The 15,427-nt window shown below is 64.5% G+C and carries 15 protein-coding genes; 7 read left to right on the forward strand and 8 right to left on the reverse strand.

The features are described from left to right. Positions 1 to 50: 50 nt before the first annotated feature. Positions 51 to 2,018 carry a hypothetical protein gene (locus CIT39_RS15515; protein ID WP_094974470.1) on the reverse strand — a complete coding sequence of 656 codons (1,968 nt, stop codon included), beginning with the start codon at positions 2,016 to 2,018 and terminating at the stop codon, positions 51 to 53. A 246-nt stretch (positions 2,019 to 2,264) separates the two neighbouring features. Between CIT39_RS15515 and CIT39_RS15520 the strand changes: the two genes are divergently transcribed. Together CIT39_RS15520 and CIT39_RS15525 are read left to right on the forward strand one after the other, a co-directional pair. Beyond that, entirely contained in the window at positions 2,265 to 4,571 is a 2,307-nt protein-coding gene (locus CIT39_RS15520; RefSeq protein WP_094974469.1) for an NADP-dependent malic enzyme, read from the forward strand. A gap of 280 nt (positions 4,572 to 4,851) precedes the next feature. Beyond that, on the forward strand, positions 4,852 to 5,304 hold the full coding sequence (locus CIT39_RS15525; RefSeq protein ID WP_094974468.1) for a DoxX family protein: 453 nt from the start codon (positions 4,852 to 4,854) through the stop codon (positions 5,302 to 5,304). A gap of 4 nt (positions 5,305 to 5,308) precedes the next feature. Here the strand turns inward: CIT39_RS15525 and CIT39_RS15530 are convergent, their stop codons facing one another. From CIT39_RS15530 to CIT39_RS15545, 4 genes are all read right to left on the reverse strand, one after another. After that, positions 5,309 to 5,860, reverse strand: coding sequence for a dihydrofolate reductase (locus CIT39_RS15530; protein WP_162308518.1), 552 nt, complete (start codon positions 5,858 to 5,860; stop codon positions 5,309 to 5,311). Positions 5,861 to 5,866: 6 nt separating this feature from the next. Next, a complete protein-coding gene (locus CIT39_RS15535; protein ID WP_094974467.1) occupies positions 5,867 to 6,892 on the reverse strand; it encodes a polysaccharide deacetylase family protein in 1,026 nt (341 codons plus the stop codon). A gap of 167 nt (positions 6,893 to 7,059) precedes the next feature. Continuing rightward, entirely contained in the window at positions 7,060 to 7,629 is a 570-nt protein-coding gene (locus tag CIT39_RS15540; protein WP_094974466.1) for a glutathione peroxidase, read from the reverse strand. A 148-nt stretch (positions 7,630 to 7,777) separates the two neighbouring features. After that, complete coding sequence (locus CIT39_RS15545) at positions 7,778 to 9,358, reverse strand: L,D-transpeptidase (RefSeq protein WP_162308519.1); 1,581 nt, start codon at positions 9,356 to 9,358, stop codon at positions 7,778 to 7,780. 207 nt (positions 9,359 to 9,565) lie between these two features. Here CIT39_RS15545 and CIT39_RS15550 point away from each other — a divergent pair, with 207 nt between their 5' ends. After that, a complete protein-coding gene (locus tag CIT39_RS15550; protein WP_094974464.1) occupies positions 9,566 to 10,114 on the forward strand; it encodes a CreA family protein in 549 nt (182 codons plus the stop codon). Positions 10,115 to 10,126: 12 nt separating this feature from the next. Here CIT39_RS15550 and CIT39_RS15555 read toward each other — a convergent pair whose 3' ends face one another. Beyond that, the gene (locus CIT39_RS15555; protein ID WP_162308520.1) at positions 10,127 to 10,321 is read right to left on the reverse strand and encodes a hypothetical protein; all 195 of its coding nucleotides are present in this window, start codon (positions 10,319 to 10,321) and stop codon (positions 10,127 to 10,129) included. A gap of 414 nt (positions 10,322 to 10,735) precedes the next feature. Here CIT39_RS15555 and CIT39_RS15560 point away from each other — a divergent pair, with 414 nt between their 5' ends. Then, a complete protein-coding gene (locus CIT39_RS15560) occupies positions 10,736 to 10,900 on the forward strand; it encodes a hypothetical protein (RefSeq protein ID WP_162848647.1) in 165 nt (54 codons plus the stop codon). 34 nt (positions 10,901 to 10,934) lie between these two features. Next, entirely contained in the window at positions 10,935 to 11,300 is a 366-nt protein-coding gene (locus tag CIT39_RS15565; protein WP_094974462.1) for a hypothetical protein, read from the forward strand. Here CIT39_RS15565 and CIT39_RS15570 read toward each other — a convergent pair whose 3' ends face one another. Further along, positions 11,301 to 11,546, reverse strand: coding sequence for a DUF6719 family protein (locus CIT39_RS15570; protein WP_094974461.1), 246 nt, complete (start codon positions 11,544 to 11,546; stop codon positions 11,301 to 11,303). It abuts the gene before it with no gap. Between the two features lie 67 nt (positions 11,547 to 11,613). Next, positions 11,614 to 13,104, reverse strand: coding sequence for a MocR-like pyridoxine biosynthesis transcription factor PdxR (gene pdxR / locus CIT39_RS15575; RefSeq protein WP_094974460.1), 1,491 nt, complete (start codon positions 13,102 to 13,104; stop codon positions 11,614 to 11,616). 76 nt (positions 13,105 to 13,180) lie between these two features. Between pdxR and CIT39_RS15580 the strand changes: the two genes are divergently transcribed. Together CIT39_RS15580 and CIT39_RS15585 are read left to right on the forward strand one after the other, a co-directional pair. Further along, the gene (locus CIT39_RS15580; RefSeq protein WP_094974459.1) at positions 13,181 to 13,906 is read left to right on the forward strand and encodes a pyridoxamine 5'-phosphate oxidase family protein; all 726 of its coding nucleotides are present in this window, start codon (positions 13,181 to 13,183) and stop codon (positions 13,904 to 13,906) included. Positions 13,907 to 13,958: 52 nt separating this feature from the next. Then, positions 13,959 to 15,236, forward strand: coding sequence for an ArgE/DapE family deacylase (locus CIT39_RS15585; protein WP_094974458.1), 1,278 nt, complete (start codon positions 13,959 to 13,961; stop codon positions 15,234 to 15,236). The last annotated feature ends 191 nt before the right edge of the window (positions 15,237 to 15,427 follow it).

Here is a 15,427-nt window from a genome sequence, read left to right on the forward strand (position 1 = left end):
CACACCCGAACGAGGCTACGGCCCGTGAGCGTGCCGATGCCGGAAAAGTTCTAAAGCCCCGTCGACGCCTCGACCTTGAACTGCGCGAGTGCGCTCTCCGGGTCGCTCTGGACGAGCTGCATCAATTGCAGCAGCGGCACCTTGGCGCGGGGCGCGAGCTTGATGGTCAGCGTCTGCCCCGGCGTTTCGACGAAGCCAGCGAGCGCATCCACCGCGCCCCTGGTATCGGCATTGGACCCGGCGATCTTCTCGCCCTGCGCCCGGATCATCTCGACGATGGCGCTGCGCGCGGCATCGCGGCTGACATTCTGCATCCGCGAGAACTGCGCCACGACGAGATCGACGACGCCGCTGTCGCGCAAGGAGAGCTCGAACGCACCGGTCTCGACCTGCGCCGCCTGGCCCATCGCCTGCACCGGGTCGATCGTGAACAGGCTGCGCGGCACGTTGGCGAGTGCGAAGCGGGCCTGTGCCCTGGCGAGATTGCCAAGATCGATCGTGGCCGGCGCAAGTGCGAATGCGCCTGACGACTCCGTCCAGGCGGCGCCGAGATCGAGGTCGATCGCGAGCTTTTCCACGCCCGCCATGATCAGCGGCCGCTGCGCGGAATTGGCAGGATCGGTGGGAGTGACCATCTTCACGACCAGATTGGCCTTGCTTGGGATCGAGCCGACCAATTGCCCCCAGTTCAGGCTGAGCGTGTCGATGGTGACGACCTGGCGCGTGTTCTTGTAGGGCGCCACCACGCCCTTGATTTCTGCGCCTTCGAGCACACGGAACAAGCCGAGTATCTGATCGGGCGAGGGCGGTTGTCCGGGCGATCGAAGACTTGCGGCCCAGCGCATCAGTTTCGCCGCGCTGAAGGACTTCAGAGCGAAGCTTTCCATCTTGAGCTGCCCCTGCGGCAGCGGCATGACGAGGCCTTCCAGCGCAATCTTGTCCTGGTCGTATTTGACGGCATCGAGTCGTCCCGTCCCTTGCGGCGTCTCGACCGTCTGCTTGCCGACTTCGGCCTTGGCGATCTGAAAGCCCTCGAAGAAGTCGGCCACCTTTTCCATGATGTCGCGCGACTGCGCCGGCGTGGGGGTCGAGCCCTCGGCCGGCACCAGCGCGATGATCTCGGCCGGGCGGAATTTCGAAGGCCGGATCGCAATGTCGTCGAAGGTGAAGCCGTCAACCTGTACGCGCACGCCCGGTGCCGTCGTCACCACATATGAATTGGCGGTGACGCGCCGATAGACCTTGTGGAAACTGTCGTCGCTCGACCCTTGCTGTTCGAGCGCGGCCCTCAGAGGGGTCGCGTCGAAATCGTAGGCGGCAAGTCCGGACAGCTCGCCGGTCATTCTCGCGGGCTTGCCCGGCTGGGCCAGATCGAGCGAATAGGTGAAGCGGTCCGTCTTTGCCGCTTCGATCTTGCCGCGATTGACGTTCTGGACCGACAGGCCCGCATAGACGTAATCTCCGCTGCCGGCATTGCCGGTGCCCGCATCGACGTTGACCGTGACGGTCGGCACCGCGATCGAGGAGGCCGAGACGGTCGCGTATTGCGCGAGCATGAAGCGGTACATGTCGATGATCGAGCCGGACAACGGAGCGCCGTCTGCACGGGTCGGGCTCGAAAAATCGCGGGCGCTGATCTGCGGAATCTTGTAGTTCGCCTTCAGCTTTGTGGGCTCGGTATACGAGAAGGCGACCTCGACCCCGGACACTTCAATGCTGTCGGCCGAGAAACGGGCGTCATCCGGTTGGCTTACGCCGACGGCCGTGACCTTTGCGATCTTGACGTTGGCGAGTTGCGGCTCGCCGGGCTCGACATTGATGTCCTCGATCGTCAGCGTCCGGCTCGCGAGTTCGAACGTGATCTTGCCGTGGCTCGCCTTGCCGCCGCCGGAGCGCATCCGTTCGAACGCCGTCTCGACCTCGGCGGTGGCCCGGTGCTGGACATAGAGATTGAAGCCGAACCATCCGCCCGCGCCGAGCACGAGGAGTGCGACCAGGCCGACCAGAATCCGCTTCATTCTCAGCTCCAGTTGCTCATTTTGCACCGCGCAACCTGCCATATTCGCAAAACGCGGCGCGGTCCATGGAAAGCTATGGTTTTCAAATGTTTGACCGCGCGGCCTGTTGATGGGGTCGCAATCCGATGTTGCCACCGGGGCGCCCGGCGTGCTTCATCCCGTTTCCATGACCCGGAATACCGCGACCCGCGACAGACCGGTCAGAACACCGTAGTTTGAGGCCGGTAACGCGAGGCAAGAGACCGCATGTCGTCCTATTCCGATGATCTCCACCAGGCGGCGCTGGCCTATCACCGTCTGCCGCGCCCCGGAAAACTCGAGATCCAGGCGAGCAAGCCGCTTGCCAATCAGCGCGACCTCGCGCTGGCCTATTCGCCGGGCGTTGCTGCGGCCTGCATGGAGATCGCCCAGAACCCGGGCGAAGCCGCCTCGTTGACGATCCGCTCCAATCTGGTCGCGGTGGTCTCGAACGGCACCGCCGTGCTCGGCCTCGGCAATATCGGCCCGCTGGCCTCCAAGCCGGTGATGGAGGGTAAGGCGGTCCTGTTCAAGAAGTTCGCCGGCATCGACGTGTTCGACATCGAGATCGCCGCCGATACCATCGAGCGCGTGGTCGAGACCGTGGCGGCGCTGGAGCCGACCTTCGGCGGCATCAATCTGGAAGACATCCGCGGGCCGGAATGCTTCGAGATCGAGGCGCAGCTCAAGGAGCGCATGAAGATCCCGGTCTTCCATGACGACCAGCATGGCACCGCCATCATCGTCGCCGCCGCCGTCACCAACGCCCTGCGACTCAACGGGAAGAAGCTCTCCGACGTCAAGATCGTGGCGTCGGGAGCAGGAGCTGCCGCGATCGCGACACTCAATCTGCTCGTGTCGATGGGCGCGCAGCGCAAGAACATCTGGGTCTGCGACATCGATGGCCTCGTTCACGAAGGCCGCAACACCACGATGGACCGCTGGAAGGCGGTATATGCGCAGAAAACCGACAAGCGCACGCTCGGTGACGTCATCGGCGGCGCCGACATCTTCATCGGGCTCTCCGCGCCCGGCGTGCTCAAGCCTGACATGGCCAAGGCGATGGGCGACAAGCCGCTGATCATGGCGCTTGCCAACCCGACCCCCGAGATCATGCCGGAGGAGGCGCGCAAGGTGCGCCCTGATGCGATGATCTGCACCGGTCGCTCCGACTATCCGAACCAGGTCAACAACGTCCTCTGCTTCCCCTTCATCTTCCGCGGCGCGCTCGATGTCGGCGCCAGCGCCATCAACGAGGAGATGAAGCTCGCGGCCGTCGAGGCCATCGCGCAGCTCGCGCGCGAGGCGCCATCGGATGCCGTCGCGCAGGGTTTCGACACCGGCGAGACGCAAGGCTTCGGCCCGGGCTCGCTGATCCCGAGCCCGTTCGATCCCAGGTTGATTCTGCGCATCTCGCCGGCGGTGGCGAAGGCGGCAATGGAATCCGGCGTCGCGACGCGGCCGATCACCAATTTCGACGAATACACCGCGCTGCTCGAGCGCTTCGCCTTCCGCTCCGGCCTCGTCATGAAGCCGATGTTCGCCAAGGCCAAGACCCAGCCGGTGCGCGTGATCTACGCCGAAGGCGAGGATGAGCGCGTGCTGCGCGCCACGCAGGTGGTGCTGGAGGAGAATCTGGCGCGGCCGATCCTGGTCGGCCGTCCGTCGGTCGTGGATGCCCGTATCAAGCGCTTCGGCCTCTCGATCCGCGCCGGCAAGGATTTCGACCTCGTCAATCCCGAGGACGATCCGCGTTACCGATCCTACGTGCAGTCCTATGTCGAGGTCGCCGGCCGCCGCGGCGTGACGCCGGATGCGGCCCGCACCGTGGTGCGCACCAACAACACCGTGATCGCTGCGCTCGCGGTCATGCGCGGGGAGGCGGATGCCATGCTGTGCGGTGTCGAGGGTCGCTATATGAGCCATCTGCGCCATGTCCGCGAGATCGTCGGATTCTGTCCGGGCATCAGCGACTACGCGGCATTGGCGCTGCTGATCACGAGCAAGGGCGCCTTCTTCATTGCCGACACCCAGGTTAGGCCCAATCCGAGCGCGGAAGAGCTCGCGGAAATCGCCTCGCTCGCGGCGGTCCACGTCCAGCGATTCAACATCAAGCCGAAGATCGCCTTCGTCTCGCATTCGGATTTCGGTAGCTACGACACCGATTCCTCGCGCAAGATGCGCCGCGCGACCCAGCTGCTCAAGGAAAAGCATCCGGAGATCGAGGCCGACGGCGAGATGCAGGGCGACACGGCACTTTCGGCGGCCGCGCGGAAAATGGTGCTGCCGCACTCCAATCTCGAGGGCGAGGCCAACATCCTGATCATGCCGACGCTGGATACCGCCAACGTCGCCTATCAGATGATCAAGTCGCTGGCGGACGCGCTTCCCGTCGGCCCGATCCTGATCGGCCCGGCGCGCCCGGCACATATCCTCACCCCCTCGGTGACGGCACGCGGCATCCTCAACATGACGGCCGTCGCAGTCGTCGAAGCGCAGGAGCGCGCCGCGCGGCAGCCGACGTTGTTCACGTAAGGGCTCGTTCACGTAAGGGATCAACATTCCCCGAACTCGTCATGCCCGGGCTTGTCCCGCCTGCGCGGGCGTGGATGGCGGTCAAGCCCGGCCATGACGCCGAGAGAGTGGTGGTTGAATTCGTCCAGGCGGTTCGATTCCGCTAGGGAGAACCACTACGCGCCCGTCTCGCAAATCTTGTAATACTTTCAGTTCTCCATTTCCCCGTTTGTAAACCAGCGCACGACTCTTCATAATCCCACGTGCGTTCCGTGCTTAGCACTTTGCCAAGAGGCCGATCATGCCAGCGTTCGTGACTTTCGGGCGAATCCTGTTCGCCGTGCTGTTCGTCTACACGGGCGCGACCAAGCTCTTTGCCATCCAGGCGACTGCCGACTTCATCGCCACCAAGGTGGTGGTGCCCGACATCGTCGCGCCTTACGCCAAGCAAATCGAGACGGCCACTGCCATGACCACGCCGCAACTGCTGGCGATCGCGGTCGGCGGTCTCGAGATCATAGCGGGGTTGATGATCGCGCTGAATTTCGGCGCGCGGTTCTTCGCAATGCTGATGATCATCTACGTCGCGATTGCGACCGTGCTGTTCGACGATTTCTGGAACCAGGCGCCGCCCGACAATGCCAGGATGGTGGTCGACGCGCTGAAAAACCTGTCGATCATGGGCGCCTTGTTCATGATCATGGGATACGGCCGCACCACGCGTCCGGCCGAGGCGGCCTACGGGGACGTCTGAGGGCCTACGTTCGTCGCCACGGGGTCACGGTCACGCCATGCGCCGCGTCGAGCAAATACGGCGCATCAGGCTGCAGCCCGTGCGACGTCAGCACCTGCTGCGGCGTCCGCGCTGGCACCCCGACGAAACAGCCTTCGCCGCCGGGCAGGCGCACATGCGGGGCTTGCGACAGCCAGAACGTATCGTAGCGGCCCATGAACATTTCGAACACGACGGGGCCGCCGATGACGGCGACCATTCCGGAGGCGACACCGGCAAAGGCGCAGGCCTCCTCGAAGCTCGCTTGTTCAGGATTCCACAGCATCGCGTTCGGCATCTCCGGATCGACGGTGAGCGCCTTGATCCTGCGGGTCAGGATCAGCCGCCTGCGCTGCGGCGAGTTCGGCTGCTGCTCATGCGAGTTGCGGCCGTGCACGATCAGCGCGGCGCGATCGAGCGCCTGCTCGAAGAACAGCTTGTCGCCGTCGAACTTCAGGCTGTCGGGCATGACATGGCCGGCGTCGGCGAGCATGCCGTCGGCGGAGACGATGACGTAGCCTTCGATACGGAAAGACAATGCCGTCTATTCGGAAACGGTCGTCACCACGGAATTGACCGGGCGCTGGCTCACCGTCGGCAGCTTGGCGTCCTTGAGCAGCTCCTGGTCGTATTCGGGCAGCGACGAGGCCGGGAATTTGGCGCGCATCGCCACCACCTTGTAGCCGCCGGCCTTCAGGCGCTTGAGCAACTCGGGCAGGGCCTCCGCGGTGTGCTTCTGGAAGTCGTGCATCAGGATGATGCCCTTGCCCTTGGTGTCGAGCTTCTTCATCACGGTCTCGACCACCTTCTCGGGCTTGGAGGCCTTGAAGTCGAAGGAGTCGATGTCGCAGGAGAAGATCGCGGTGTTGCGGTTGCCGAGATAGGTGACCATCTCCGGCGGATGCTGGAGCGCCGGGAAGCGGAAGAACGGCGAGGGAGAGATGCCACCGAGCGCCCATTTCACCGCGGAAAGGCCCTTCTCGATCTCTTCCTTGCGCTGCGCTTCGGTGAGCTTCTTGTTGTTGAGGTTGGCGTGCGACCAGGTGTGAGTGCCCACGGTGTGGCCGGCGTTGTAGACCTGCTTCAGGATCTCCGGCTCGTAGGTCGCGTGCTTGCCGATCGAGAAGAAGATGCCGGTGGTGCATTCGTCGGCGAGCGCCTTCAGCACGGCGGGCGTGTTACGCGGCCAAGGGCCGTCGTCGAAGGTCAGCACCACCTCCTTGTCGCGCAGGAAGTCGAGCTCCTTGAAATGCTCGAAGCCGAAGCCGGGACCGCCCGTGGTGTCGATCTCGACGGTGCGGGCGACACCGAGCGCGCCGGGCGTGTTGCAGGCCGCGCGCGCCGGCTGCGGCGCCTGCTTGGGCGGGGGCGGATTGACGAAGCCCGCTGGTGCTGCGGCGACCGCGGGAGTTGCGGGTGGAGCGGCCGCAGGCGCGGCTGCGGCCGCCGTCGCCGCGGGTGCGGCTTGCGTCGCGGCTGCGGGCTTTGCCGCCGGCGTCTGCGACCACGCTGCGCCGGTCATCGCGACCGATATCGCGCTTGCCAAAATCAGTCCTGCCGCCACACGCATGGTGTTGTCCTCGAGATTGATCCCGTTGTTCCGCCGCGTCTTTTTTCGACGCGGGCAAAACCCATCCTGCCCCAAACGATCCTAGCCTAGATGGTGGGCCATCGCCTTTGCAACGGCTGTTTGGCACCTTGCCACAATTGTGCCCAGCCGGATTGGCGCGCCTTGCATCAACTGTCGGCCAGCGTCCTGGCAATGGCCGTCTTGATCCGTGTGTCGGCGGGTTCGACCGCGGACGGAAAGACCTCGGCGATATAGCCGTCGCGGCCGATCAGATATTTGTGGAAGTTCCAGCGCGGAACTTCCCTTGGCCGCGCCTCAGCGGCCCATTTGTAGAACGGATGAGCCTTTGCGCCGACCACGATGGCCTTGGCCGTGATCGGAAAGGTAACACCATATTGGTGGTGCGCGGTCTCCGTGATCTCGCTGCTGCCGCCGGGCTCCTGGCCGCCGAAATCGTTGGAGGGCACGCCGATCACGGTGAGCCCGCGCGCGCGAAACTCGTTCCAGAGCTCCTGCAGGCCGGCATATTGCGGCGTGTAGCCACAGAGCGAGGCCGTGTTGACCACCAGCAGCGGCTTACCGGTGAAAGCGGCGAGGCGGATGGCGTCGCCGGACAAAGCGGGGAAGGAGAAGGCATAGGCCGAAATCCGGCTCATGCCGCTATCGGCAATCGCGCGCGTTGCCGGCGCCAGCGTGCCGGCCAGCGCGGTTATGAGCATGGTTCTGCGATTCATCATGACGGCGTCCCCCGAAATGATCCGGGCCGCATGTTACTCCGCCGCTGCGACCTGCTGCGTCAACACCGCGTTATCGGGAGCCGTGAAACGGTAAGCTGTTGACGCGTTTTCTTGACGCGAACCGGTATCCACGTCGCTCGAAAGCGCTTTAGTACAGGCGGACGATGAAGTCGGTGCCCTCGCCGGTCTCGCCCTGGTTGATGCCCTGGTCCGAGATGATGATGGAGCCGCCCGATGTCAGCATTTCGTTGATCTTCGCCATGGTGTCGGCGGGGATCGAGATGCGGTCGAGGGCCGCGGCCGGGCTGTCCGGCGTGACCACGGGTTTGGCGGCGACGGGGATCACGGCCACGCCACGCTGGCGGCGCGTGAGGCGACCGTCGTCATCGCGGGCCGCGGAGCGGGCGGAGACGGGCAGCGACACCACCGACCAATGCAGCGCATTGGAATCGGATTTGTCGAGTTCGGCGGTGAAGATATGCGTGCCGAGCGGCCGCTCGCTCGTGGCGATGGTGACCGGCACCTCGAACAGCGGCGCAAAATTCTGCCGCACGTAGAGCTTGGAATCCTTGCGGCTGATGAAGACGGCGATCTGTCCGGCCCGTTTTGGCGCTTCCGGCTTTGCGGCCGGCGCCGGTTCGGCAACACGGCTCTCGTCCTTCTTCGCGTCGGGCGAGGCGGCGATCGCAGGTGCCGGTGCATCGGGTGTCTTCGCGGAGTCCGCAGCGTCCGTCTTGGCCGGCTCGCTCTTGACGGCCTCGACTTTGTCGGCAGGCTTGTCTGCGTTCACCGGCTTGGCAACGTCATTCGCCGGAGGCTTGGCTGCATCCGATGCTTCGGCCGTCCTGGCGTTGTCGGCCAACGCGGTGGCTTCTTCGTGGGCTGCCGCATTGCCCGTGGTCACATCCGACATCACGGTGTGACCGAGGGAGGTGCGCAGCTCCAATACGCTGTCGGCGCTGGCGGTCTTGGTTTGGACGGGCTTGGTTTCGACCGGTTTGGCTTCGGCGGCTTTGGTTTGCGCGGCGCCCTTGTCGCCGACATTGGTCTGCGGCTCGAGGCTGGCGGTGGGTTGTGGCGGCACGCGCAAGGAGGCGAGCAGGGGATGGGAGAAGCTGTGCGGTGACATCTCGCCGGGCGCGACGATGACGCGGGCACCCATCCTGGTCCAATTCCACATCTTCACCGCGAACGCCATCGGCATGCGGATGCAGCCGTGCGAGGCCGGATAGCCCGGCAGCACGCCGGCATGCATGGCGACACCGGACCAGGTGATCCGCTGCATGTACGGCATCGGCGCGCCGCTATAGATGTTGGAGTGGTGGAATTTGTGCTTCTGGATGACGCTGAACACACCCATCGGCGTCGAATGGCCCTTCATGCCCGTCGACACCGGCGATTCCGCGAACACGCCGTTGGTGTCGTAGACCGTGACCTTCTGCCGGTCGATCGAGACTACGATGACCAGCGGCCCCTGTGGCTTGCTGCCGGCCTTCTCGGCGACAACCTGTTTCTTGGCGCCAGCGCCGTGCTTCTGCGGCTTCTGGCGCGGTATTTCGGGATGCCGGTTCTGCCGGGTGTAATAGGATCCGTCGGGATAATCCGTCCAATAGTAAAATGCTGCGTCTGCCTGACTGGTCGCGCCGATCGCAGCCGCCGCCGTCACAATAGCGACCTGCCACAGCCGCGCCGGCTTGGCAGAAAAACTCGACCCGTTCACGCTGTTCATCCTCGAATCCATAATCCAAATCAGACGTTAGTCTCGCAAAGGGGATACGCGTTCACCAGCATGGCGGTTCTGCCATCAGCTACTTTTGTCCAAGTCGTAGCAAAAAAGCCTCACGGAGCGGTAAACGGCGGCCGCGCCGTCGGTCCGTCGTCTTCCTGAGCGGCTGTCTCATACCTACATTGTGGCGACTTGTTACCGGAGAACTTCATGTCATCTCGTTTCCCCGGTCTTTCCGGCATCCGCTTGAAAGGCTTTGCTTTCCTCCTCCTGGCCCTGGTCGTGCCGGCAGTGTCCGCGTCGGCCGCCGACGAGCCCGATCTGATCTTCCGCCGCTCCACCGTGTTCAAATGGATGAGCCCGAACGACAAACTCGCGACTTATGGTCTCGACGATCCTGAAGTCGAGGGCGTCGCCTGTCATTTCACCGTACCGGAGAAGGGCGGCTTCAAGGGCTGGCTGGGCCTTGCCGAGGAGGTTTCGGACATCTCGCTGGCCTGCCGTCAGATCGGCCCGATCAAGTTCAAGAACAAGATGGAGCAGGGCGATGACATGTTCCGCCGGCGCCGCTCGCTGTTCTTCAAGAAGATGCAGATCGTGCGCGGCTGCGACACCAAGCGCAACGTGCTGGTCTACATGGTCTATTCGGACAGGATTATCGAGGGCTCGCCGAAGAACTCGACCTCGAGCGTGCCGATCATGCCGTGGGGGCCGGCAGACGCCAACGTGCAGAAATGCGGCGAGTTCTTCACGCAGTGACGCGTTGGCGCTTCACTCGGCGCGGCGGGACTGCGGTTTGACGAGGTGCGAGCCGGTCAGCCGCACGAACGCTTGTGGCACGGCTTCAAAGCCGCGGCCGGATTGCAGCGACATCGCGCCGGCTGAGGCGACGCGACTCGATCGGTGATCTCCGCGGTCGGTCCGTTGCTCCGCCTCGCGCGGCATTGCGCGATCTTGCGCCACCATAATGGCCATCCCTCAAGTGAACGCGCCCGGTGATCCGGGCGTCCTGGCTTCGAGGCTTGGGTCGCGGCCGATGCGCCCTCGGTTCGACCCAGCCTTCGTTTGCCGCTCCATTCAGCAGAAAAACGTAAAATGCGTGTGAAGCCGGTGAGGCGGGAGCATGACGGCCGATGCCTCCGGAGTATTCGCGCACAGCAGCCGGAACCTGGCAGGCTACTTTGAGCTGCGGGGAGACCCATCTGAAATGATTGGTCTTTCCGGCGAAATGTGTCGTCGTCTCGGGCCGGACGAAACAATTCTCACGCAAGATGAAACCATTTTGCGCTTTTGGCGCATCACGGGCGAAACCGCCCATGGTTATCAGCTTCACAACGACGAACGGCGCACCGCCGGCCACCGGAACTCGGAGACAAGACCATGCGCGCGCTCAGCTTCATCCTTGCCTTTGGTTTCGTTGTTGCCGGTTCTTCGTTCGCAGGCTCGCCGGACGGCAGTATACCCGGTGTCGGCACTTTCCAGTACAGCGGCTCGCCGATCACGACCGCCGCGACGCAGTCGATCGTGGTCGCCGCGCGCTTCTGATCAACACCAAGAAAATCAGCCGATAAAGGCCGTCATGATCGTTCGATTTTGCGCCGCTGTGTTCGTGTCTGTTCTGACGATCAATGCCGCCCAGGCACAGGTGCGCGCGCCCTCAAGGTTACCGGATCCCCGCACTGAATTCGTGCGCCAATGTGCGCCGCGGATGCTGGGGCGGTGGGAACATCCCGAGGAAGTTTGCGGCTGCCTGCACGATCATGCCGCAGCCGCCGTCGAGGACCGCGATCTGCGCGAAGCGCTGTTGCGCGGCATCAGCGAGACCGGCGTGCCCACCATCGAGACCGACTGGGTGCCGGCATCCAAGCAGGGCGAGATCGGTCCGACCTTCACCAAGATCGCCAAGCCGACCCTGCAGTGCATGTTCGACCCGGCGAAGCAGTAACTATCTCGTCTTCGGACCGTAGCGCGGCACGCAGGCGGCGGTGCGCGCGACGCCCTTCTCTGTCATCTTCGTTCCGCGCACTTCCTTGACCTGTCCGGCGGGACAGGTTCCGTCGTCCACCTGCACGCGCTGACCCAGCTTGAGGTCGACGATGTCCTGTTCGCGTCCGACCGTGACGGCGTGCGCCGTCGTCACGAGGGCGGCGGAGATCAGGACCGAGAGGCAAGCAGCACGGCGGAAAAGCATGGCGAAAGATCCCGGCATTGATACCGCAGTGTAAAAACGGGCTTGCGATTCTGATAGTGAACCTTCGTCAGGTCTGCCGGGCCGATCTGTTCCCGGTGCGCAGGGCTGCGCGCGATTCCCGCGCGAGCCGTTCGGCGGAGGCGACGAGCTGTGGAACCGCATGGCCGGAAAATCCCAGCACGAAGCCGGGCAGAGGTCGCGCGCGCGAATAGGTGTCGGCCAATAGCCAGCCTTCCGCGCCGGCCGCCTGCTTGGCCCGCGCGGCCACGGAAAGGTCGACCGAGCGATCGAACCGGGCGACGAGATGCAGGCCTTGTGACGGCACCGGTACCGACAGCGCGCCGTCGGACTCAGCCTCCAGCGTTTCCGCCAATGCGTCACGCGCTTCGCGATAGAGCTTTCGCACGCGCTTGAGGTTCGCGGCGAACGCGCCCGAGTTGAGCATGTCGGCTACCGCGCCTTCCATCAGCGTCCCGGGGAAGCGGTCAAGCGCCGCGCGCGCAGCCGTCACGTCCGCGATCAGGCGTTCGGGCAGGGCGCAATAGCCGATGCGCAGGCCGGGAAACAGCGTCTTGGCAAAGGTGCCGAGATAGATCACGCGCTGGAGGCGGTCGATGCCGGCGAGCGACATCAGCGGCGCGCCGTCATAGCGAAACTCGCTGTCGTAATCGTCCTCCAGCACGAAAGCGCCGGCCTGCCTCGCCCAGTCCAGAAGCTCGAGCCGCCGCGGCATCGACATCTGCACGCCGAGCGGAAACTGATGCGACGGCGTGACATAGGCCGCGCGCGCGGCCGGCCCGGCGATGCGGCCCTTGGCGACCCGCATCCCGTGCTCATCGACGGGAACGCCCACGGCGCGATAGCCGCAATTCGCGATGGTTTTCCGCGCGGCCGGGTAACCGGGGTCTTCGCACCAGACCTGGTCGCCCGCCTTGAGGATCGCGCTCAGCACGATGCGCAACGCGTGCAACGTGCCTGAGGTCAGCATGATCTGATCGGGATCGCAGCGCAGCCCGCGCGCCGACAACAGATGATCGGCGATCGCCGCGCGCAGCTCGCGGCTGCCGCGGGGATCGCCATAGTGCAGATGCTCAGACCCGAAGTTGCGCATCCGCCGGCCGACGAAGGCACGGAAGCGTTGCACGGCGCGTTCGTCGATGTGGGTGCAGCCGAGCGCGAACGCGCCTTGCCCCGGCGTTTCCACAATGACTTTCGGCTTGTTCGGTTCGGCCGTGCGCGCAGGGATGCGCGCGGCGACGAAGGTTCCGGAGCCGACGGTCGCCTCGGCGAAGCCGTCGGCGATCAGGCGCTCATAGGCGATGACGACGGCGTTGCGCCGGAAGCCGGTCTGCGTGGCCAGCGTGCGCGACGGCGGCAGCGGCTCGCCAGGCTTGACCAGGCCGGAGACGATCATCTCGCACAGCGCCTGATAGAGCCGGTGCGCGGCGGAGGCGGCGGGCGTGACGTGCGGGCCGGTAAGGTCGAGCGGCAGCCCGGTCTTGGTCGGCAAGGAAGACTTGGTAGCCGAGGGCAGAGAATTGGTTGGAATATTTCGCATGGAATTGGAACTATCGCAGACCAAAGGCGCCGCTACAACTACTTCCAGATTTCTTCCAATCCGAGCAGGAGCGGCCGTGAGCCAGACCGAGACTTCGAATTCCTATCCGACATCGGCGCGCAACCAGGTGAAGCGCCGGCACGACCGCGGCTTCTACGATCACGAGACCGTCCATCGGATCCTGGACTCCTCGATGCTCTGTCACGTCTCCTACGTGATCGACGGCCAGCCCTATTGCACGCCGACCTTCTTCTGGCGCGAAGGCACGAAGCTCTATTGGCACGGTTCGAGCGCGAGCCGCATGCTGCGGAATCAGACCAAGGGCGAGCGCGTGTGCCTCACGGTCGCCCATCTCGACAGCCTCGTGCTGGCGCGCTGCGGCTTCAATCACTCGGCCGACTATCGCGCGGTGATGGCGTTCGGCTCCGCCTATCTCGTCACCGACGCCGAGGAGAAAGAGCGGGCGGTGATCGCGATGGTCGACCGCTTCTTCCCGGATCGCACCGCCAGCCTGCGGGCGAGCACCACGCAGGAGATCAAGGCGACGTCCTTCATTGCGATGGAGATCGAGGAAGCCTCGGCCAAGATACGCGCCAAGGGTGTTGCCGACGACGACGAGGACTATGCGTTGCCGATCTATGCCGAGCGCATCCCGGTTCGCACCGTGCTCGGCGCGCCCGAGCCGTGCCCGCGCCTGCTCGACGGCGTCGGCCGGCCCGCGACGCTCAATGGCTATTCGGAAGGCCGCTTGCTCGAAGATGCATTGCGGGATGCATATTTTGTGGAGTACCCGAACGGCTGAAATCGGCTAGCTTGCGCCTCCTTGGGACCAATGAACTGCCTGGAGTTGCCTGATGAATGCCGAAACGCAGCAGAGGATTCTCGACGCCGTCGATGCCGGCTTCGAAGCCCAGCTTGCCACCACGCGCGATTTCGTCGCGATCCCCTCGACCCGCGGGGCGGAGGGGCCATGCCAGGACATGATCGGCGACCTCCTGCGCGAACGCGGCTACGAGGTCGACGACTGGCACATCGATGTCGAGGACCTCAAGGATCTGCGCGGCTTCGGTCCGATCGAGCATGACTTCTCCAAGGCGCGTTCGGTGGTGGGTACCTACCGCCCGCAAACGAACGCCGGCAAATCGCTGATCCTGCAGGGCCACTGCGACGTGGTGCCCGCAGGCCCCCTGGAATTGTGGGACACGCCTCCGTTCTCGCCCGTCGTCAAGGACGGCAAGATGTTCGGGCGCGGTGCCTGCGACATGAAGTCGGGGACCATCGGCGCGCTCTATGCGCTGGATGCGATCAAGGCCGCGGGTTTCAAGCCGACGGCGCGGATCCACTTCCAATCCGTCATCGAGGAGGAGAGCACCGGCGTCGGCGCGCTTTCGACGCTGCAGCGCGGCTATCGCGCGGACGCCTGCTTCATTCCGGAGCCGACCGGCGGCAAGATGGTGCGCTCGCAAGTCGGCGTGATCTGGTTTCGCCTGCGTGTGAAGGGGCACCCGACCCATGTCGCCTTTGCCGGCTCCGGCGCGAATGCGATCATGGCTGCCTATCATCTGATCCAGGCGCTGCAGAAGCTCGAGATCGAGTGGAACGAGCGCGCCAAAGCTGACAGGCACTTCAAGACGCTCGACCATCCCATCAACTTCAACCCCGGCATCATCAAGGGCGGCGACTGGGCCTCCAGCGTGCCGGCCTGGTGCGACGTCGATTGCCGGATTGCAGTGCTGCCAGGTTGGTCGATCGCCGATCACCAGAAGGAGATCATGGCCTGCGTCGCGGCTGCCGCGCGTAACCACCGCTTCCTCGCCAACAATCCGCCGGAGATCGAATGGTCGGGCTTCCTGTCGGAAGGCTATGAACTGACTGATGCCGCCGCGCCGGAGGCCGCGTTTGCAAAGGCGTTCGGCAAGGTCTATGGCGGCATGCCGGAGGATCTCGTCTTCACCGCGCTCACCGACACCCGCTTCTACGGCCTCAACCACGGCATCCCGAGCCTGTGCTTCGGCGCCAGCGGCGGCGAGATGCACGGCTTCAACGAGTTCGTCGAGTTGGAGTCGCTGAAGAAGACGACCTGGGCGATGGCGCTGTTCATTGCGGAATGGTGCGGGGTGGAGAAGGCGTAAGCCGTCGCTCCATGCGCGGTGCAGTAGGGTGGGCAAAGGCGCCCTTGCGCCGTGCCCACCAAATGTTTCCGACATGAAAAGATCGTGGGCACGCTTCGCTTTGCCCACCCTACGACAGCTCGCCGGATTGCTTCGCTGCGCTCGCAATGACGGAACGTCCCACCAGCCCTCCCAAATCCTTTAAGCTTAAA

Source organism: Bradyrhizobium symbiodeficiens (assembly GCF_002266465.3).
In the GTDB taxonomy this organism is placed as follows: Bacteria; Pseudomonadota; Alphaproteobacteria; order Rhizobiales; family Xanthobacteraceae; genus Bradyrhizobium; species Bradyrhizobium symbiodeficiens.